The organism is Rheinheimera texasensis DSM 17496, assembly GCF_000711985.1.
Lineage (GTDB): Bacteria > Pseudomonadota > Gammaproteobacteria > Enterobacterales > Alteromonadaceae > Pararheinheimera > Pararheinheimera texasensis.
Genome location: NZ_KL544005.1, coordinates 1,290,686 through 1,311,422, shown reverse-complemented (window position 1 = coordinate 1,311,422; position 20,737 = coordinate 1,290,686). Strand labels below are relative to the sequence as shown.

Here is a 20,737-nt window from a genome sequence, read left to right as displayed (position 1 = left end):
AGCAACGACGCTTGGTATAAACCGCGATGGAACAAGCCAGGTCAGGTCGCGGAGCTGTTGTGGATGAAGACAAAAGTACAAGTTAAAACCAAATTAGTCACCAGGGAGGGCTATAACCAGCTGAAAGCGGAGCATGACGAACTCTGGTTTAAAAAACGGCCTGAAGTGACCAAAATTGTCAGCTGGGCAGCGAGCTTAGGCGATCGTTCCGAAAATGCAGACTACACCTTTAATAAGCGTTTGTTAAGGCAAATAGATAGCAGAATCAGATACTTAAGGAAGCGTCTTGAGGATTTGCAAATCGTCGATTATTCACCGCAGCAGGCGGGTAAAGTGTTTTTTGGCGCCTGGGTCGAAGTGGAAGACGAAGATGGCAATAGCCTGAAATTTCGCATTGTTGGTCCGGATGAAATTTATGGCCGCACCGATTACATCTCGATTGATGCGCCGATGGCGCGGGCTTTGTTAAAAAAACAAGTCGACGACAGTGCCGTGGTTACAACGCCGGCAGGCAGCAAAGAGTGGTGGATCACCGAAATTTATTATCCGCAGCAGTCTTAATTGCCTGAATCATTCAGCCGGCTATCAGTTAAAAACTGTCAATTTATCTCATCTTGTTAACAATATGAGGTTGCTATGCCAAAAGTCGCTTTCTTAGTATTGCTGTTGTGGGCCTGCCATGCACAGGCGGATGACGAGGCCTATCAGCAGTGCATCCTGCAGTATCAAAGTCAGGTTGAAATACCGGAAGCTGCAGCATTGGTGCGCAATGCCTGTAACCATATTCATCGGGAATTGGTGGTATTACCGCGAAAAAAAGCTTATTGGCAGTGTGTCCTTGATTACATTTCGCCGGTAAAAACTCGTGAAGTAATGGCAGATTTATTACAAGTCTGTCGGGAGCAACATGATTTCAGAAAATAAATATGTTTAAAAACATATAGATAAAATTATTTTTGGAATTTCATTTTCTGTCATCTACGTGTAACAAAAATATGCTGGCGATCCGGTGAGGGGCTTCGCTATATTCAAAGCGAAACGAACGCCTTAGAGTTCCAAACTCACCTGCGGAGACAGCAACATGATGAACAAAACTGTATTTACTGTCGTAGCCGTTGCAGCTGTGTTGCTGAGCGGCTGTGCTACTGTGAAACCTGATTATGCCTTTGTGGTGGACCAGGATCAGGTCGCCAAAGCGGATAACCTGAAACGCCAACAGCGCCAGGTTGCCCATGTGGTCTGGATTAATCCACCGGTGCGTAAAGTAGCATTAGCGGAGCAGCCAAAGCCCTAAGGCCTTAATCACAAAACGGAAAGAATTTGTAACACCTGTACCCGCAATGTCTCGTCAACATTGCGGGTTTTTCGTTTATAGTGGGAAAAATTCTGTGACAAGGATCCATCATGCAAACTCAGGAAACCACCAAAATTCTGGTAGTCGATGACGATATGCGCTTACGCGCTTTACTGGAACGTTATCTGGTCGAGCAGGGGTATATAGTGCGTACCGCCGCCAATTTTGAGCAAATGAACCGGCTGATGGAGCGGGAAAATTTTCATTTACTGGTGTTGGACCTGATGTTGCCGGGGGAAGATGGCTTATCGATTTGCCGCCGCCTGCGCCAGCAGGAAAATGAGATCCCAATCATTATGCTGACTGCCAAAGGCGATGAAGTCGACCGTATCATTGGCCTCGAGATGGGTGCAGACGATTATCTGCCAAAACCTTTTAATCCGCGTGAATTGCTGGCGCGGATCCGCGCTGTATTGCGGCGGAAATCAAAAGAATTACCGGGCGCGCCGACGCAGGAAGAAACCTTAGTCAAATTCGGGCCTTTTGTGTTTAACCTGGCGACCCGTGAAATGCACAAAGGCGAGCAGCTGATGCCGCTGACCAGTGGCGAATTTGCTGTGTTAAAAGTGCTGGTCAGTCATGCCCGTGAGCCTTTGTCCCGCGACAAACTGATGAATATGGCGCGTGGCCGCGATTACTCGGCGATGGAGCGCAGTATTGACGTGCAGGTTTCGCGGTTACGCCGCATGATTGAAGACGACCCAACCAATCCGCGCTATATCCAGACGGTCTGGGGCCTGGGTTATGTTTTTGTGCCGGACGGTGTTGCCAGCTGATGCGGATTTTACCCCGCAGCGCCTTTGGTAAAACGGTATTTCTGATTGGTTTGTTATTGCTGATCAATCAGTTAGTATCGTATTTTCTGGTGGCCGTATATGTCATTCAGCCAACGCTGCAGCAGACAAATCATCTGATCGCAAAACAGATCAAAGTGGTGTTTATCGATATTGGCGGTGAGCATGGCTTATTGTCTGAGGAGCTGACACAAAAGTTTCAGCAGGCGACGGGCATCGATGTATTAACCGAGGCGCAGGCTTTGCGCCAGGGCCTGAACAACGCGATTTATTATCAGTATTTTTCCGATGAGATGTCGCGTGAATTAGGTGGTCCGGCTGAAGTGCGTATTGAGCAGGACCAACAATTCTCGTTCTGGGTGCGACCGCCGCAGGCACCGCAATATTGGATTAAAGTGCCGCTAACCGGCCTCAATGAAACCGACTTCTCACCGTTGCAAATCTATATCCTGCTGATTGGCTTTTTAAGTGTGGCCGGTGGCTGGTGGTTTGCACGGCAGTTAAACCGGCCGCTGCAGCAGTTGCAGCAAGCGGCTATCCGCGTTGGTCGCGGTGACATTCCTGACCCTTTGCCGGAAGAAGGATCGACCGAAATCATCGCGGTGACCCGCGCTTTTAACCATATGGCCAATGGTATTCGCCAGCTGGAAAAAGACCGTAGTCTGCTGATGGCCGGCGTGTCGCATGATTTGCGCACACCGCTGACGCGCATTCGTCTGGCCAGTGAAATGGTCAGTGAGCAGGACAGCTGGATCCGCGACGGCATCGTCAGTGATATTGATGATATGAATGCCATTATCGACCAGTTCATTGACTATATCCGTCATCACAAAGAAGAGACGCTGGCCGAAGAAAACCTGAATCAGCTGGTGCAGGAACAAGTCGAAGCCGATCGGCTGCAACAGCGGCAAATCAGCGCTGAACTGCTGGACGGTTTGCCACTGGTACCGATCCGGCGTATCGCTATCAAGCGGGTGCTGAGCAATCTGATTGAAAATGCGCTGAAATATTCAGAAGGTGCTGTTGAAGTGCGCACCGGTTATGAAAAAAACCGTCAGCGCGTGTATTTGCAGGTGCGGGACCACGGCCCCGGCATTCCGGAAGATCAGATGACGCGGATGTTTGAGCCTTTTACCCAGGGTGATACTGCCCGCGGCAGCGCTGGCTCAGGGCTTGGTCTCGCGATTATCAAAAAGATTGTGGATATGCATCATGGTGAGATCCGCCTGCACAATCACGCCTTTGGCGGTTTGGTGGCGACGGTTTATCTGCCCGTTCGCAAAGTGAAGCCAACAGCCTGACTTCTGATACAGAAGACACAGAAACAACAAAGGCCGCAGTTGCGGCCTTTATTATGTCAGCTATAACGCACTCAGGCTTTTGGGCCTGCGCTGCGGATGGCTTCTGATACATCGTACTTCTTGAAGTTATTGGCAAATTCCGCAGCCAGTTTAGCTGCGTATTGGTCATACTGCGCTTTGTCTGCCCAGGTTTCCCGTGGATTCAGCAGTTTGCTGTCAACGCCTGGGATTGCTACCGGCACATTCAGATTCAGCTGCGGCAGGTGGACAGTTTCGACGTTCGCCAGCTCGCCAGACACGATAGCATCGATAATGGCGCGTGTGGTCGGGATGTCAAAACGCTGACCAACACCATGTGGACCGCCGGTCCAGCCGGTATTGACCAGATACACTTTCGAGTTGAATTCACGCACGCGTTTGATCAGCAGTTCCGCATAAACACCGGCCGGACGCGGGAAGAATGGTGCGCCAAAGCAGGTTGAGAAGGTGGATTCAATGGCTGAAGTTGAGCCAATTTCGGTCGAGCCTACTTTCGCGGTGTAACCAGACAGGAAGTGGTAAGCAGCAGCTTCTTCAGACAGTACTGATACTGGTGGTAATACACCAGACACGTCACAGGTCAGGAATACCACAGCGCGTGGTTCACCGGCGCGGTTGGCTTCTACACGTTTTTCCACGTGAGCCAGCGGGTAAGCGGCGCGGCTGTTTTGCGTCAGGCTGGCGTCTTTGTAATCCGGCGTGCGGCTGTCATCAAGCACGACGTTTTCCAGAATGGTACCAAAACGGATCGCATCCCAAATGACCGGCTCGTTTTTCTTCGACAGGTCGATACATTTGGCGTAACAACCACCTTCGATATTAAACACACTGCCCGGTGCCCAGCCATGCTCGTCGTCACCGATCAGGAAGCGTTTTGGATCTGCAGATAACGTGGTTTTACCGGTACCAGACAGACCGAAGAATAGCGTGACATCACCAGCTTCGCCGACGTTGGCTGAACAGTGCATTGGCAGCACGCCTTTGGCCGGTAACAGGAAGTTTTGTACTGAGAACATCGCTTTTTTCATTTCACCGGCATAACGCATGCCGGCTAACAGCACTTTACGCTCGGCAAAGTTAATCATGACTGTGCCGTCTGAGTTGGTGCCGTCACGGGTTGGGTCACAGGCAAAACCTGGCACGTTCAGAATTTGCCAGGCTGGTTTGCCGGCCGCATTCCAGCTGGCTGGCGTGATAAACAGGTTTTTCGCGAAGATATGTTGCCAGGCGGTTTCGGTGCGAACGACCACTGGCAGGTAATGTTCCGGATCTGCGCCGACTTCCAGATGAGACGTGAAGTGCTCACGGTCGTTCAGATAATGTTCTACTTTGCTCCACAGCGCGTTGAAGACGTCTGCCGAGACCGGCTGATTGACGTTGCCCCATTGAATGTCGTTTTCAGTGCTGGCTTCACGGACGATAAAACGGTCTTTCGGCGAGCGGCCTGTTCTGTGACCGGTGCGCACGACGAGGGCGCCGTTGTCTGCCAGGACACCTTCGTTGCGGCGGATGGCATGTTCAACCAGATCTGCCACAGATAAATCATTGTGGCTGTTTGTTTGCGTGGTCATTCTCAACAGACTCCTTCGGGTACAGAGCAGGGATTAGAGTTCCTGATCATTGTACCGTAAGGCGACAGGTCGGGCGACAAAAAAATATGCGAAACACAGATCGGATCTGTAGTAATACTGCGATAAAACTGCAAATTCTGCATAAAAATGCAGATAAAAAGCGCAAGTGCAGGCATCAATTCTGATTTTTCTGCGTAATTATTACCAGAATCATTTCAGATTTTTGCGAAAAAACGGTGTTTCTAAAGCCGGCAAACAGGTCGATTGACTGCATTACATCGAAAATATGTGATTTTTTGGCATCTTTATGTTAACTGTTTCGGCCAATAACAATAAGTAGTAACAACCAGTTCCTCTGGAGGGAAACATGCAACAACTCGTGAAATCAGCGCTGGCGACAGCGGTAGGTCTGGCGATCAGCGGTAGTGCGGCCGCAGCGACGCTTGATCAGTATCGGATGAACTCGCCATTAGTCACTGACTATATTCCGCAACAACAAGATGCTGTCGCGCTGACCGAAGGTTTCGAAGCCGCCACCCCATCTGGCTTTTATGTCGTGTTAAAGCAAGCCGCTTTATCCGAATTACGTGCAGCCAAAGCCGATGACGCCGCTTTAAACAGCCTGACAGCCGATATCGATAGTCTGCAGCAGGAAGTCACTCAGCAATTGCTGACATTAGACCGGGACGCCGAAGTCCTGCTGAGTACGCGTAACCTGGCTTCAGGTCTGGTGGTAAAAGCGTCAGATGCAGCCTTGGAAAGCCTGCGTCAGTCGGCCGCAGTCGAAGCAATTTATCCGTTGTATGACAGCAAACCTATGCTGGCGCAAAGTGTTGAATATATGAATGCCAAAGGCCTGATTACGTCGGGCACTGCTACCGGCAAAGGTATTCGGGTGGCTGTATTAGACAGTGGTGTCGATTACACTCACAAAGCTATTGGCGGTGTTGGTACAGTAGCCGCTTACACTGCGGTCGATCAAAAAGCTGCACCAGCCTGGCCACAAGGCAAAGTCCTGGGCGGTTATGACTTTATCAACAACGACCCGAACCCGATTGACCCTACCAGCGGTGGTCACGGTACTCAGGTAGCGTCATCGGTCTTAGCGACAGCGCCTGATGCTAATTTATATGCTTACACCGTTTGTACCGGTACTTGTCCGGCTGCTGCGCAAATTGGTGCTTTAGAAGCTGCAATGGACCCGAATGGCGACGGCGACATGTCAGACCGTGTTAACGTGGTCAATATGTCGCTGGGTGGTCAGTTTGGTTCAGCAACTGCAGTGTCCGGTACCCAATTCCTCATCCAAAAAGCAGCGGAACTTGGCGTTAATATGGTGATTTCAGCCGGTAACGACGGCCCGAATCCATTCCGCGTCGGCGGCCCCAGCACCACGCCAAACGCCCTGTCTGTCGGCGCTATGACGCACCCGAGCGGAACCAGCCCGGTATTTGAAAGTAACACCATCGATGGTAAAAAAATCACCATGTTGGGTTCAGGCTTCAACCCAACCAGCGCCTTCGCTTTTGATCAAGCCTCTGCGCCGCTGGTGTATGTCAAAGAAAACGCCTTAGGCTGTAATGCCTTTGCGGCTGATTCGCTGAAAGACAAAGCGGTATTAATTGACCGCGGAACCTGTAACTTCACAGCAAAAGTGCTGAACGCACAAAATGCCGGTGCGAAGTTTGTCATTCTGGTCAATAACGCAGCGGGTGCAGGTGCCTTCTCGGGTGGTGGTGCAGATCCTGCCGTAAAAATTCCGTCTGTGGGCATTTCGCTGGAAGATGGTGCTGCGATTAAAGCTGCGCTGGAAAAAGGCGCTGTAAACTACAGTATCAAGTCGATTGCAATTAACACTGCAGGTGGTATCTCCACTTTCACCTCGCGTGGCCCGGCGATGCAGGGCTTGCTGAAGCCGGAAATTACCGCGCCTGGTACTAACATTCTGATGGCGGCTGTGGGTTCAGGCGATAAATTTGCGCTGAACTCAGGGACTTCGTTCTCTGGTCCATTGACTGCGGGCGCCGTGGCACAATTACGTCAGGTGCTGCCAAACCGTACCGCGCAGGAAGTCAAAGCGACCATCATGAACGCGGCGAATCCTGAGGTATACAACCTGCCAAAAGCGCATCCGCAAGCCGTTCTGGCGCCAATCTCTGCTATCGGTGCCGGTTTAGTTGATGTAGAAAAAGCGGCCAAACTGCCGGTTGCCGCCTGGGTTGAAGACACAGCCTTTAACACCAAACAAGCGGCGTTGTCTTTTGGTCTGCAAAGCATGACGCAGAAAACCACGCTGAAGAAAACGGTAACACTGAAAAACTTCAGTACCGCAGCTAAAACTTATAACCTGCGGATCAAAGACCGTTTTGCTGAAGATACTGCAACCGGCGCCTTAGCCTGGACTATTCCGGCTTCTGTCACTGTTCAACCGGGCCAGACTACGACCTTTGATGTCAGTGTCACCGTAGATCCAACCAAGCTGCCAGCTTTTGGCCTGCAAAACACCACACCAACGCTGCAAAAAGATGCCGCGCTGACCAAAGTGGAATACGACGGCGCACTGGTATTTGATGACCCGTCAGTCAGTGGTGATTATGACCTGCATCTGGTGTATCACCTGATCCCACAAGCACAGGCGCAACTGGCAGTCAGCAGCAAGTTTGTGGACGGTAAACCACAAATCGTCGTGAAAAACACTGGTGCTGTTGCGGCTGACTTGTATTCAACCCAACTAGTGGCGACTGATGCCAAAGAAGCCGTCACGCATGATATCCGTTCAGTCGCGCTGGATGTGATTTCAGTACCAACCACCACTTGTTCGTCAGGTTATTTATTAGCACCTACCATCACGTTGGATAAAGGCTTGAATCATTTACTGCAGGCGAACCTGGGTTTTGATTTAGACGTTAATAACGATGGCAAATACGACTTCTCAATGTACAGCCTGTTATTAACCCGTCTGGGCGATTCCTATGCCGGTGTACCGGGTCTGATGGGTACCTTCGCAGTGCCTTATGGTACTTTGAGCGGTTTTGTTTACAACATGTTCCATGCCACAGGCCAGCGTAATGTGACCTTGTCAGCGTGTTTTGAGCGGATTGGTCTGGTTGCCGGCGATATTGGTAAGAGTGTTTCGCTACGCGCCTTTGCCATCAACAACGGTTTCTCATTGGGCCTCGGTGCAGGCGTCGTGGCCGATGACCAGGTGACTGCACAAGCTGTCATTGCTCCAGCTGCGGATGTTACTTTCTCTGCTGGTGGCAAAGATCTGACGAAACTGGAACCGGGCAGCGAAGCTGTGGTGAACGTGCCAAAAGAAGTGACAGGTAAAGGCTTTGTATTGCTGTCTGATGTCGGTGATGCGATGTTCTCTGCCGACCTGACGCCGGTAGAAAAAGCCCCGGTTGTTCCTGCAGGCCAAGCGTTCAGTGTCAAGGAAAACTCAGCCAATGCAACAGTGATTGGCCAGTTAGTGGCTGAAGCGGATTTTAGCAACAGTCTGACTGAATTCTTCCTGGCTGGCAGTACTTCTGCCTCCATTGGTGTGGAAAAAGATGGCCGTGTTGTGGTGAAAGGCCCGCTGGACTTTGACAAAGGCGTCACTTCAGCCACGCTGGAAGTGGTGGCCATGAACACAGCTGGCTTAAGTTCAGCGCCGGCCAAAGTGGCAGTCAGCATCACGAACGTCGCCGATGAAAAACCAGTGGTGACTTTAGGCAGTCTGGCAACTGACTTACGCGAAGGTACGGCCGCCGGTACTGTGGTTGGCAAGGTCTCTGCTGAGATCCGTGAAGCGGGTGCTACGCTGAAAACGGTCACTGTCAGCCCGGATCTGTTTGCTTATGCGAACGGTAATATCGTGTTAGCCCGCACTGTGGGTAAAGGCGATACCGGGGCGCAAAGCCTCAGTGTGACTGCGACAGACAGTTCAGGTATGTCGTCGGACGCCGCTAGTGGCTCAGTGCAAATCGCGAAGAAATCAAGCGGCAGCTTCGGTTTCATCGGTTTACTGCTGTTACCGCTGGCATTGTTACGCCGTCGTAAAGCCTGATAAATCAGTATGAGATAAAAAGCCTGCAGCGTGCTGCAGGCTTTTTTTTGCGTTTAATATGCTTGATGACTGACAAAGCAAAAAAAACGCCGGTCGATTGACCGGCGTTTGCTATTCAGCGATTAACACTTAACCACGACGGTTCCGGCGCAGCCAGACCAGTGGTAATAACAGCAGAGAGAGCAGACCTGCGCCACCACCGCTGCTCTTCTTCTCTGGCGCTACGACCGGTGCCGGCACGTCAGTGATGTTCAGCGTTACTGTAGCAGGAGCCGAAGACAGTTTGCCGTCGCTGGCGACTACACTGAAAGTTGCCACTGTGTTGGCAGTGACAGCCGGAGTAGTCACACTGACTGATGCGGTACTGCCTGTGACAGTCATCGCCGGGCCAGAGGTCTGAGTCCAGGTGTATGTCAGGGCATCGCCATCTACATCTGCACCCGTTGCCGCCAATGTCGCGCTGGAACTTTCGTTTGCGGTGACAGTGGCGCCTGTTACTGTCGGTGCGTCGTTCACAGCTGTGACTGTAACTTCGACAGTAGTAGGCACCAGTTTCAGGCCTTTAGCGTCTTCCGCGGTGTAAGTGAAAGTATCTTTACCGTTGAAGTTGGCTTTTGGCGTATACATCACTTTGCCTTCAACCACTTCGGCTGTACCGTTGGCTGGCTGGGTCGCAATTGCAACTTTAGACAGTGCACCGCTGGCGCCCGCTGCAGCTTTGTTGATGGCTTTGGTTGATTTGCCGTCACTGGTGACTTCAACGTTGATGATTTTCACAAATGAGGTTTTTTCATTGGCTAAGACATCAATGGCAGCTGACTTAGTGTCTTCAGCCGTTGTTGCGGTATCTTTGGTACCCAGTTCCAGTGCGCCGGTCAGATCCAGTGCATATTTCAGGTCGACAGTACCTGACGGTGTGAAACTGACCCCGGCACCAGAATTTGAACCTGGGGCAGTGCCCGTTGCGGTTGCTCCGTCAGCGAAGTAGATAGAGTTACCCAGTGTGCGACTGGCATCCTGCACACCGACAGTCAGTGCTGACGGGGTTGCGCCTAAGTTCATGTAATTAAACATGATGTCTTCAGGGCCATTGATAGCCATCCAGGTCTGGAAGGTATAAGTTTTACCTGGTTCGTCATACACCTCTACGCCGTTCCATTCGACGATTATATAGTCTGTATCACCGCCGGAGACGAGGCCTACATGCATGGTACCTGCACCTGAGGAACCGCCAGCCAGGTCAAGGTCAGTCCAGAACGGCGCAAGAATATTGGCTGCTGCGACAGTGCTTGGTAGTTTGGCATTCACTGCAGCTGCTGCCGGTGCAGTGGCGCTGTTGCTAAGCTGCACGAAACCGTTGGTAGATACATGCAAACGCCCATAAGCGACGCCACCATAGTTGATAGTGATACCGCTGCCGCCCAGGTTGTAGCTGATGACGTTGTCGTCACATTCACCTGAACAGGTTGCTGCAGCAACAGAACCTTTGAGGACTGTTGAACTTGGGCTGCCTGTTGCCGCGACCGACAGTTTTGGCTGTTGCACTAGACCAGTCCAGGCCACCCGACCGTTATTGGCATTGCCGTCTAACAGGAATTCAGTCGCGTTTTTCAAGACTGCCGATTCAGAACCCGCGACCAGTTTAGTGCCTGCCGGAGCTGTAGCTAAAATAGTCACTTGCTTGTCATAGAGTTTATTGCCAAATGACGCGGTAACCTGAGTTGGTTCGCCTGATTTCATCACAGTGCTGCTGGCGGTAGCCAGAGTGGTTGCATCGGCCGTATTGGCAACCCGCACTGCTACCGGCATGGTTGCTGTCGGAGCCGTCGCATCAGACGAAGTCCACAGCACGTTACCAAATACCCAGCTACCGTAGGTCGCCATAGTTCCGTCGACAGACAACACAAAATCAGCTTTATCACCGGCAGTGCCGTATGGTTTCAGCGTGATGGAGGTCTTGTCGAGTTTACCGGTTGTCGCACCATCGGTGAATTGTACTGTGCCTGTCCAAGTCACTTCTTTATCCGTCATATTGCGGATAGAGCGGGTGAAGTTACAGTTGATCACACAAGGGTTTTGCGCAAAAGAAGGCTTGTCGAACGTCGCTGCGGCTTTCACTGCCCGACTTAAATCCAGCCGGCCGGCACCGATGTCAAATGGCGTGGTTGCTGTGACTGAGTCTTCTTTTTTCAGACCATTTACGGCGGTCGATGTCAGTGCAGTTTTGATCTCAACCGCAGTCCATTTCGGGAATTTCTGCTGCATGATGGCTGCAGCACCGGCCACATGTGGTGCGGCCATGGACGTCCCGCTCATCAGCTGGAAGCCACGTTTATCTTCGAATTGATCCGGCGAGGTTGCCGACAGAATATCGCTTCCCGGCGCGCCCATATCCGGTTTCAGGATATTGTTGTCGCCATCCGGCCCCCGTGAAGAGAAATCGCTCATGTTGTCAGCAAACTGGGCTGAAACCACCCGGCTGGCAAAGCGGCTGATGGTGGCTGTAGAGTTTGGCGCGGATTCCAGCGCTTTGGCTAGTTTCGCACCGTCGGCTTTACTGATCATCAGCGATGGAATTGTGGTATTCGGGTTAGACATTGACGTCGGCTGACCGTCGTTGTTCTGCACCATAATCACGCCTTTAGCACCGGCCGCCATGGCATTATTAATTTTGTCGGTGAAAGCACAGGTGCCCCGGGAGATCAGGGCAAAGCTATCTTTAAATGTGTCTGCCGGGAAGGCGGTACAGGCAAGTGCGTTGGTTGGCGCTGCTTTAGCCGCATCCACCACTTTTGCCACCGGATCTGCGGTTAAACCGCTGATGGTCGCACCAAATTGTGAGCCGGCAATACCCAACATAGCGGCTTCAGAACCAAACTTGACTGTGTTGCCAAAGAAACGGCCTGTGGTGGTACTGGCGATAGTAATACCGCTTTCGATACAGCCCGGGCAGCCGACAGTTTGTGCTGCAGGACCGCTGTTACCGGCAGAGGTCACCACTACCACACCAGCATCTTCCGCGGCTTTAAAGGCTGCCTGATACGGGCTGGTCGATGGGTTGGCACCAGCGCTGCCGCCCCAGGAGTTATTGATAACGTCGGCGCCATCTTTCACAGCCCAGTCCAGCGCTTCTAATAACATCACATTCGAGCCGCTACCGGTGACAGATCCATCGGCGCGGAACACCTGAAACAGAGCTTTATATGCCATCAGATAAGCACCCGGCGCAACACCGGACACTGTCACTTCGGTAAAACCATCTTCATTTGGTTTGCCATCTGCGGTTGGCACAATATTGGTTGAACCGTTGAATTTAATTTTCGCCGGTACGCCGACTGCTGTACCTGCAGTGTGTGTACCGTGGCCACCGTTACCGAGCGGGCTCATGTATTCTTGTGGCACTGTGGCAAAAGTTGGCGTGCTGAAACGGGCAACAATCAGTTTGTTGTTACAGAACGTCGGTTCAACAGTGGCGCAGTAGTCGTTATTAGGTTTGCTGGCAGGTGCTGCAAAACCGGTATCTTTAAACAACGGACTTTCCGGGCGGATACCGCCATCGATGACCGCAACTTTGACGCCTTTACCGGCGTTCATGTCGCCGCCCAGCTGTTCCCACACAGCTTTGGCTTTAATCAGGTCGAGTGATGTATCCATCTGCTCGTAATACATTTCTTCGCGAAACACCGCTTTGACGCCGGCTACGTTCTGCAGTTGCTCGTAAATGTCGTCAGTAGAAGTGACAACCACCGCGTTGATAACAGTATCAAAATGGCGGTCAATCTCTGCGTTCGGTAATGCTTGTTTTAGGGCTGCGGCAAAAGCGCTGCGCTCCTGCGCCAGTGCACTGCCTTGTTTTTGTGTGGCTGCAGCGCTTAGATCCAGTTTATTGCCCGGGCCCGATTGTTCTGTGACTGCAGCGGTAGTGGCTAAAGGCTCACCTTGCAGCTGGACGATGAAATATTGCGGGAAATCTTGCTTTAATGCTTTGCTTTTTAACGAAGTATCAAATTGCAATTCGCCGGATACTTCCGGTGAGAACGCCTGAGTGATTTCAACATTGGCGGACACCGGCGCGGCCAGTGCGGCGGCGATGGATATCGCCAGCAGTGATGGGGTAGAGGCTTTGACCAACATGTTGCATTTTCCTGAATTGATTATTTTTTTTCCAGCTGGCGATTTCGGGAAGCGCCATTGGCTGAGGGACAATACGACAAAGACCTGCAGTTCTCACAGCATCAGAGGCAGTTCAGGCGGTGTCGCCTGAACCAATATAGACGAATATCAGCAATGTTGAATGCGAGCGGGCAAAAGCTAAAGCGGCAGAATGGTCAGAAAAAGCAGCACGTCATTATAACGTGCTGCGGTATATCAGAATTTTTGTTTCAGTTGTTGTAAGTCTGCCGCGTCAAAATGATAAATGGTATTACAGTACTCACAACTGATATCCAGTTTACCTTCGGCAATATATTCGTCGATGACATCAGCGCCGAGGCTGACTATCGCCGAAGCGGATTTGTCGCGGGAGCAACCACAGACAAATTGCACTGGCTGAGATGGGAACAGTTCGACAATTTCCTGATGGAACAGTCGGTACAGGCTTTCTTCCGGCGGCAATGTCAGTAATTCTTCCCGGGTTAGCGTGTCTGCCAGTACCTCAATATGCGCAAAATCCTCGCGGGATTTTTCCTGGTCGACTGGTAACACCTGCAGTAACAAACCAGCGGCCTGGCTTTGTTGTTCGCCGATCTCGGTATACAGATACAGCCGCGTTGGCAATTGTTCGGACTGATTAAAATAGGCTTCTAAGGTGGCTGTCAGGCTGTCGCTGACCAACGGAATAATGCCCTGATAGCGCTCGCCCTGATTCGGCGTAATAGTCACCAGCATATAGCCCTGACCAATCAGTTCGGCGAAGCTTTCGCCCTGAATTTCGCTTTGTAGCCTTGCCACGCCGCGAAATTGCTGATGATCGTTGCCATTGACGGCAACAAACCTTACCGGACCGTCGCCTTGCAGCTGCACGGCAATCTGGCCTTCGAACTTCAGTGTTGCTGTTAACAGGCTGGTCGCCGCAACCAGCTCGGCCAGTAACTGTTTCACCGGTTGTGGGTATTGATGACCTGCCAGCATGGCATCGAGGCTGGCACCGACTTTGACCACTTCGCCGCGCACATCGCGTTCGCGGAATAAAAAACGTAGCAGCTGATCAGACTGGCTCATGGCTTCCTCAGTTTTGTGCTTTTAATAACAATAATTGCCGGCGCATTTTTTTGTCCGGCTTAGTTTCCGGATGCGGAGCAAACAACAGATTCAATTTGCGCAGTTCAGCGCGTTCGGCGCGCAGTTGCTGGCTTTCGGTAGTTTCTTCATAAAGCTGCTGTGCCAGCGGGGCAGCCTGGCGTTGTTCGCACAGACCACGGACTATCACGGTTTTTTCGTCAGTACCCTGCGTCAGGCGGATAGTGGCGCCGATTTCCACCGTTTTGCTGGCTTTACAACGCTGGCCATTATACTGAACTTTTCCGCCGTCTATCATGTCTTTAGCCAGACTGCGGGTTTTATAGAAACGGCAGGCCCATAACCATTTATCCAAACGTAATATAACTGTGGTATTGTCCTGATTTTGGGTTGGTTGAGTCATTCGTATGTTGCTCCGCTAATCGGCGCGAACATAGCATAATCAGGGCTTATGCTCCAGTATGACGGGCTGTTCAGTCCGGCTTGTGACGGATATCAGATGTTTATCATCTGTAATTGCAAGGTAAATAACTTTGCTGATCTTGTTGCTCCCGAGCCAACTGAGTAAGATAAAAACAGTTTAGATACAGAATCATTACAATGAATTGGCAACAAATTTCTGGCCTGGATTGGGCAGCACAGTGGCAGCAGTTTTACGCGAAACTGCCGGTAACACTGCTGAATCGTATTTTTGCACTGATATTCCTGCTGTTACTGGCCTGGCTCGCTGCCCGCTTCAGTTGGTTGTTAATGCCTGCCGCGCCGGCCACTGCTGTGGTTACACCGGTCGGCGTTGCAACTACCCCGGTCAGTTCAGCCCAGGATATCCAACGTCTGATTGATGCCCGTTTGTTTGGCCAATATCAGCCGAAATCTGCCGAACCGGCGCCGGTCCAAACCGTGACCGACGCCCCGCAAACCAGCCTGAATCTGAAACTAACCGGTGTTGTTGCGACGGCAACAAAGCCGGAGCAGGGCACCGCCGTCATTGAAAACAGTGGGGTCGAGCAGGTTTATGCCATCGATGAACAAATTGAAGGCACATCCGCAGTGCTGAAGCAGGTGCTGGAAGACCGGGTGCTACTGCAGGTGTCTGGCCGGATGGAAACGTTGATGTTAGATGGTGTCGAATATCAGAAACTCAGCGAAGTGAACGGTGCTGTCAATGAAACTGCGCTGGCGGAAGTAGCGCCTGCCCCTGAATCTTATAGTCCGGCTGCGGAAGAAGTTGCCAGTATGCGGCGGGAAATGCTGAATGAACCGGCCAAGTTTTTTGACTACGTCCGAATTACGCCGCGCCACCGTAACGGCCAAATGTATGGTTATGCCTTGTTGCCGGGCAAAGACGCCGAATTATTCGCCCGGATGGGGCTGAAGCCCAACGATGTGGCGATAGAGATTAACGGTGTGCGCCTGAACGATATGCAGCAGGCATATGGCGTCATCAACGAATTACGCGAGGCGAGCCAAGCGTCGATTAAAATAGAACGTGACGGTGAGATCCGCGACATTCAGGTAAACCTGTCACAATAATAACCTGTACAGAATGGCATATTTTCAATGAAATCAACTATCTTTCGCCTTCCGTCTTTGAAGCTGCAACTGGGCGCCGGTGCCTTGGCGCTGCTGAGTTTTTTCAGTACTGCGGTTGAATATCAGCCGAATTTTAAAGGCACTGAAATCACCGAATTTATTAATATCGTCGGTAAAAATCTGAATAAAACCATCATTGTTGACCCGCAGGTGCGCGGCCGTATCAATGTGCGCTCTTATGAGATGCTGAACGAGCAGCAGTATTACCAGTTTTTCCTCAACGTCTTGGAAGTGTATGACTTTTCTATTGTTGAGATGAAAAGCGGCGTGCTGAAAGTGGTGCGGCAAAAAGACGCCAAAATGTCGAATATCCCGGTGGTTGGTGACAATAACAGCGGCATTGGCGATGAAATGGTCACCCGCGTTGTTCAGGTCAAAAACGTCTCAGTGCGCGAACTGGCGCCATTACTGCGTCAGTTTACCGACCAGGCCGGTGGCGGCCATGTGGTGAACTACGACCCGTCCAACGTCATCATGATGACTGGCCAGGCGGAAGTGGTGAACCGGCTGGTGGATATTATCCAGCGCGTCGACAAAGCCGGTAACCAGGATATCGAAATTATCCGCTTAAGTTTTGCTTCGGCCGCTGAAGTGGTACGGATTTTAGAAAACATCTACAAAAAACAAGGCCAGGGCGACCAGCCAGAATTCCTTATTCCGAAAATTGTCGCCGACGAGCGCACTAACAGCGTGATTGTGTCCGGCGAATTACAGGCACGTCAGCGTGTGTCAGACATCGTCAAACGGCTGGATGCGGAACAGGAAAGCCAGGGCAATACCCGGGTGTATTACCTGAAGTACGCCAAAGCGGAAGATTTAGTCAAAGTGCTGCAGGGCGTGTCCAACTCGATGGTGGCGGCAGCCAATTCAGCGCAAAGCCAGCAAGCGGCACAAGGCAACAGCGGCAGCCGCGGCAGCAACCGCGAAGTCAGTATTGAAGCCCACACCGAGAGTAACTCAGTGATTATCACAGCGCAGCCCGACATGCTGCGCAATCTTGAAGAAGTGATCCGCCAGGTCGATATCCGCCGCGCGCAGGTGTTAGTCGAAGCCATTATTGTGGAAGTCGGCGAAACTGCCGGTATTAACCTCGGCGTGCAGCTGATTTCAGCTGAAGGCGGGATTACGCAGTTTAATAATGGTGTAGTGCCGGTTTCTTCCGTAGCTGCTGCAGCTGCATCAGCCCGCAAAGTTACGCCGCAACCACGTGTTGTGCAATCGACAATTCCGGGAGTGCCGAGTACTACAGTGCAAGATCCTGATACTCCGGGTGATTACACTGCATTAGGTACGGTTTTAGGTCAGGTCAGCGGTGCGATGCTGGGAGTAGTCAAAGACGATTGGGGCGCCATTATTCAGGCCGTCAAAGCGGACACTGACTCCAACATTCTGGCCACGCCGCATATCACCACACTGGATAACCAGGAATCGTTTTTTATCGTCGGTGAAGAAGTACCGGTCGAAACCACCACCAGCCCGGGTCAAAACGGCAACAGCCCTTTTACCACCAAAGATCGCAAAGAGATTGGTATCAAGCTTAAAGTCACGCCGCAAATCAACGAAGGCAATGCGGTGCGCCTGACTATTGAGCAGGAAGTTTCCAGTCGCGCCGGCGCGATTGACGGTGACCTCATCATCGCCAAACGCGAAATCAAAACTACAGTGATGGCCGACGATGGCGCCACCGTGGTGTTAGGTGGTCTGATTGATGAAGACGTGCAACAAAGCGAATCGAAAGTACCGCTGCTCGGTGATATTCCGGTGCTGGGACATTTATTCCGCTCCACCAGTACCAGTAAGAAAAAACGTAATCTGATGGTGTTTATCAAACCGACCATTATGCGCGACGGTGGTGTGATGAACGAAGTCAGCCAGCGTAAATACAACTACATGCGCGCGCAGCAGCTACAGAAGCAAGACAATGGCGTGTCGCTGATGCCTGATACACCAACGCCGGAATTGCCGGTTTGGGGCAAGGACAAAGCCTTACCGCCGGAAATTCAGCAGCGTCTGGAGCAGATGGACAAAGGCGAGCTGAACCCGGCCAAAGCTGAGGGCAACCAATAAATGGCGGCGGTTGACCTGCCTGAAGGCAGCGTAAAAGTGCGTTTGCCCTTTGGTTTTGCCAAACGGCACAAAGTGTTGCTGCAACAGGACTCGGCCGGCTTGTGGCAACTGCTGATCGCCCCGGAAACCACAGCAGCAGCTCTTCTTGAGATCCGCCGTTTGCTGAACCAGCCGTTTTCAATTCAGCGCATGAGTGCGGTGGAATTCGAAGCCATGCTGGAAGCGGCCTATCAGCGCGATTCCAGCGAAGCGCAACAAATCATGCAAGACATCGGCAACGAAGTGAATCTGGCCTCCCTGGCCGATGAAATTCCGGAAACCGAAGACTTATTAGAAAACGAAGACGACGCGCCGATCATCAAGCTGATTAACGCCATGCTCGGTGAAGCCATTAAACTCGGTGCTTCGGATATCCACGTCGAAACTTTTGAAAAAGCCTTAGTAGTGCGCTTTCGTATCGACGGTGTGCTGCGTGAAATGCTGCGGCCGAACCGCAAACTGTCGAGCCTGCTGGTGTCGCGGATTAAGGTTATGGCCAAACTCGACATCGCGGAAAAACGCGTGCCGCAGGATGGCCGCATCAGTCTGCGCATTGCCGGCCGCGCCGTCGACGTGCGGGTGTCGACGATGCCTTCGAGCCACGGCGAACGCGTGGTGTTGCGTTTACTCGACAAAAACAACTCACACCTGAACCTGGCTGATTTGGGCATGACTTTGTCGGTGCAGCAGGCCTTTGCTGAGCTGATTTTAAAACCACACGGCATTATTCTGGTGACGGGCCCGACCGGTTCCGGTAAATCGACCACGCTGTATGCTGGCCTTACCGATATCAATACCAAAGATCGTAATATTCTGACGGTGGAAGACCCGATTGAATACGAGCTCGAAGGCATAGGCCAGACTCAGGTCAATACCAAAGTGAATATGACCTTTGCCCGCGGTTTGCGTGCCATTTTGCGCCAGGACCCGGACGTGGTGATGGTCGGTGAAATTCGTGACTTGGAAACCGCACAAATCGCCGTGCAGGCCAGTTTAACCGGTCACCTGGTGTTATCGACGCTGCACACCAACACCGCTTCCGGTGCGATTACCCGGCTGGAAGATATGGGGATTGAACCTTTCCTGTTATCCAGCAGTTTGCTTGGTGTGCTGGCGCAGCGCCTGGTTCGCACGTTATGCCCGCACTGCAAACAAAGCCACGAACCGGATAAAGAAGAACGGGCACTTTTGGGCGTGAAAAAAGCTGAAGCCGCCACCATTTTCCGCGCCGTTGGCTGTGAACAGTGTAACCAGACCGGTTATCGCGGCCGGACCGGTATTCATGAATTGATTGTCGTCGACGAGCATTGCCGTGAACTGATCCACAACGGCAAAGGCGAGCAGTCGATCGAAAAATACATCCGCAGTCAAAGCCCGAGTATCCGCCAGGACGGTTTTTCCAAAGTGCTGGCCGGCATCACCACGCTGGAAGAAGTGCTGCGCGTGACGCGTGAGGATGCATAGTGGCCGCCTTTGAATATCAGGCGCTGGATGCGCGTGGCAAATCGTCCAAAGGTGTGCTGGAAGCCGATAACGCCCGCCATGCCCGCCAGCTGCTGCGGGAGCGTAAGCTGACGCCGGTCAGTATTGAGCTGGCGTCTCAGCAGGAAAAAATTATCGCCAGTGGCCGTAACTGGTTTCAAAGCGGCATCAGTGCGGCTGATCTGGCATTGATCACCCGGCAAATCGCCACATTAGTAGAAGCTGCGCTGCCTATTGAAAACGCCTTGCTGGCGGTGGCCGAGCAATGCGAAAAACCGCGGCTGCGCAACATGATGATGGGCGTGCGCTCCAAAGTGGTGGAAGGTTATAGCCTGGCTGAAGGTCTGGCCGAATTCCCGCATGTATTTGACCATCTGTTCCGCTCTATGGTGGCGGCCGGTGAGAAATCCGGTCACCTCGATGCGGTGTTAAACCGGCTGGCTGATTACACCGAACAGCGCCAGCATATGCGTAGTCAGCTGATGCAGGCGATGTTGTATCCGGCCATTCTGACCTTTTTTGCTGTGATGGTGATAAGCATTCTGCTGGCGTTAGTAGTGCCGAAAATTGTTGAGCAGTTTGACCATATGGGCCAGTCGCTGCCGGCATCAACTTTGTTTTTAATCGCTGCCAGTGAGTTTATCCGCAACTATGGTCTTTATCTGGTGGTGCTTGTGATGCTGGCTGTGACCGCGCTGAAACGGGCGTTACGTAAGCCGGCGCTAAAATTAAAATATGACCGCAGTATTTTACGCGTCGGACTTATCGGCAAAGTGGCGCGTGGCCTGAATACAGCCCGTTTTGCCCGCACTTTAAGTATTCTGAACGCCAGTGCCGTGCCTTTGTTAGAGGCGATGCGCATCAGTGCCGACGTGCTGGACAACAGCTATATGAAGCAAATGATTGGCGAAGCAACTGGCCGGGTGCGCGAAGGTGCTTCGCTGCGTGCGGCGCTGGATCAGACCAAATTATTCCCGCCGATGATGCTGCATATGATTGCCAGCGGTGAAAAAAGCGGCCAGCTCGATGGCATGCTCGAACGCGCGGCCAATAGTCAGGACAAAGAATTTGAAATCCTTGTCACTGTCTCGCTCAAAGTGTTCGAGCCGGCGCTGGTCGCGGTGATGGCCGGTATGGTGCTGTTTATCGTCATGGCGATATTGCAGCCAATTCTGGCACTGAACAATTTAGTAGGAGGAGGTTAATAC

The 20,737-nt window shown here is 52.0% G+C and carries 14 protein-coding genes; 10 read left to right on the top strand and 4 right to left on the bottom strand.

Features of this window, described 5'->3' with window-relative positions; genetic code table 11:
* Nucleotides 1–63 precede the first annotated feature (63 nt).
* The 5 genes from greB to envZ all read left to right on the top strand — a co-directional run bounded on the left by greB (nt 64) and on the right by envZ (nt 3,449).
* Nucleotides 64–561, top strand: coding sequence for a transcription elongation factor GreB (gene greB, locus Q399_RS0116350; RefSeq protein ID WP_031570284.1), 498 nt, complete (start codon nt 64–66; stop codon nt 559–561).
* A 75-nt stretch (nt 562–636) separates the two neighbouring features.
* On the top strand, nt 637–924 hold the full coding sequence (locus tag Q399_RS0116345) for a VF_A0006 family four-cysteine protein (protein ID WP_031570282.1): 288 nt from the start codon (nt 637–639) through the stop codon (nt 922–924).
* Between the two features lie 157 nt (nt 925–1,081).
* Nucleotides 1,082–1,294, top strand: coding sequence for a hypothetical protein (locus Q399_RS0116340; RefSeq protein WP_031570280.1), 213 nt, complete (start codon nt 1,082–1,084; stop codon nt 1,292–1,294).
* Between the two features lie 110 nt (nt 1,295–1,404).
* Nucleotides 1,405–2,130 (top strand): osmolarity response regulator transcription factor OmpR, encoded by a 726-nt coding sequence (gene ompR / locus Q399_RS0116335; RefSeq protein ID WP_031570278.1) that lies wholly within the window; start codon nt 1,405–1,407, stop codon nt 2,128–2,130.
* Nucleotides 2,130–3,449: a two-component system sensor histidine kinase EnvZ gene (envZ, locus tag Q399_RS0116330; RefSeq protein WP_031570276.1), complete on the top strand. Its 1,320-nt coding sequence runs from the start codon at nt 2,130–2,132 to the stop codon at nt 3,447–3,449. Before ompR ends, envZ begins: the two co-directional genes overlap by 1 nt.
* Nucleotides 3,450–3,520: 71 nt before the next feature.
* Here envZ and Q399_RS0116325 read toward each other — a convergent pair whose 3' ends face one another.
* Nucleotides 3,521–5,059 carry a phosphoenolpyruvate carboxykinase gene (locus tag Q399_RS0116325; RefSeq protein ID WP_031570274.1) on the bottom strand — a complete coding sequence of 513 codons (1,539 nt, stop codon included), beginning with the start codon at nt 5,057–5,059 and terminating at the stop codon, nt 3,521–3,523.
* Nucleotides 5,060–5,426: 367 nt separating this feature from the next.
* Between Q399_RS0116325 and Q399_RS0116315 the strand changes: the two genes are divergently transcribed.
* Entirely contained in the window at nt 5,427–9,110 is a 3,684-nt protein-coding gene (locus Q399_RS0116315) for a S8 family serine peptidase (RefSeq protein WP_051686088.1), read from the top strand.
* A gap of 129 nt (nt 9,111–9,239) precedes the next feature.
* Here Q399_RS0116315 and Q399_RS0116310 read toward each other — a convergent pair whose 3' ends face one another.
* From Q399_RS0116310 to hslR, 3 genes are all read right to left on the bottom strand, one after another.
* On the bottom strand, nt 9,240–13,244 hold the full coding sequence (locus Q399_RS0116310; RefSeq protein WP_031570269.1) for a S8 family serine peptidase: 4,005 nt from the start codon (nt 13,242–13,244) through the stop codon (nt 9,240–9,242).
* Between the two features lie 234 nt (nt 13,245–13,478).
* Nucleotides 13,479–14,330 carry an Hsp33 family molecular chaperone HslO gene (gene hslO / locus Q399_RS0116305; protein ID WP_031570265.1) on the bottom strand — a complete coding sequence of 284 codons (852 nt, stop codon included), beginning with the start codon at nt 14,328–14,330 and terminating at the stop codon, nt 13,479–13,481.
* 7 nt (nt 14,331–14,337) lie between these two features.
* Nucleotides 14,338–14,751, bottom strand: a complete 414-nt coding sequence (gene hslR / locus Q399_RS0116300) for a ribosome-associated heat shock protein Hsp15 (protein ID WP_031570262.1) — start codon at nt 14,749–14,751, stop codon at nt 14,338–14,340.
* A 197-nt stretch (nt 14,752–14,948) separates the two neighbouring features.
* On the opposite strand from hslR, the gene gspC reads away from it, so the two are divergent.
* Genes gspC through gspF form a run of 4 tightly spaced genes read left to right on the top strand, consistent with a single transcriptional unit; the run spans nt 14,949 to nt 20,734 of the window.
* Nucleotides 14,949–15,881, top strand: coding sequence for a type II secretion system protein GspC (gene gspC, locus Q399_RS0116295; protein ID WP_051686087.1), 933 nt, complete (start codon nt 14,949–14,951; stop codon nt 15,879–15,881).
* Between the two features lie 27 nt (nt 15,882–15,908).
* A complete protein-coding gene (gene gspD, locus Q399_RS0116290) occupies nt 15,909–18,008 on the top strand; it encodes a type II secretion system secretin GspD (protein WP_106388992.1) in 2,100 nt (699 codons plus the stop codon).
* Entirely contained in the window at nt 18,009–19,511 is a 1,503-nt protein-coding gene (gene gspE / locus Q399_RS0116285) for a type II secretion system ATPase GspE (protein WP_031570255.1), read from the top strand.
* Nucleotides 19,511–20,734, top strand: a complete 1,224-nt coding sequence (gspF, locus tag Q399_RS0116280) for a type II secretion system inner membrane protein GspF (protein WP_031570253.1) — start codon at nt 19,511–19,513, stop codon at nt 20,732–20,734. The genes gspE and gspF overlap by 1 nt, the downstream gene beginning before the upstream one ends.
* The last annotated feature ends 3 nt before the right edge of the window (nt 20,735–20,737 follow it).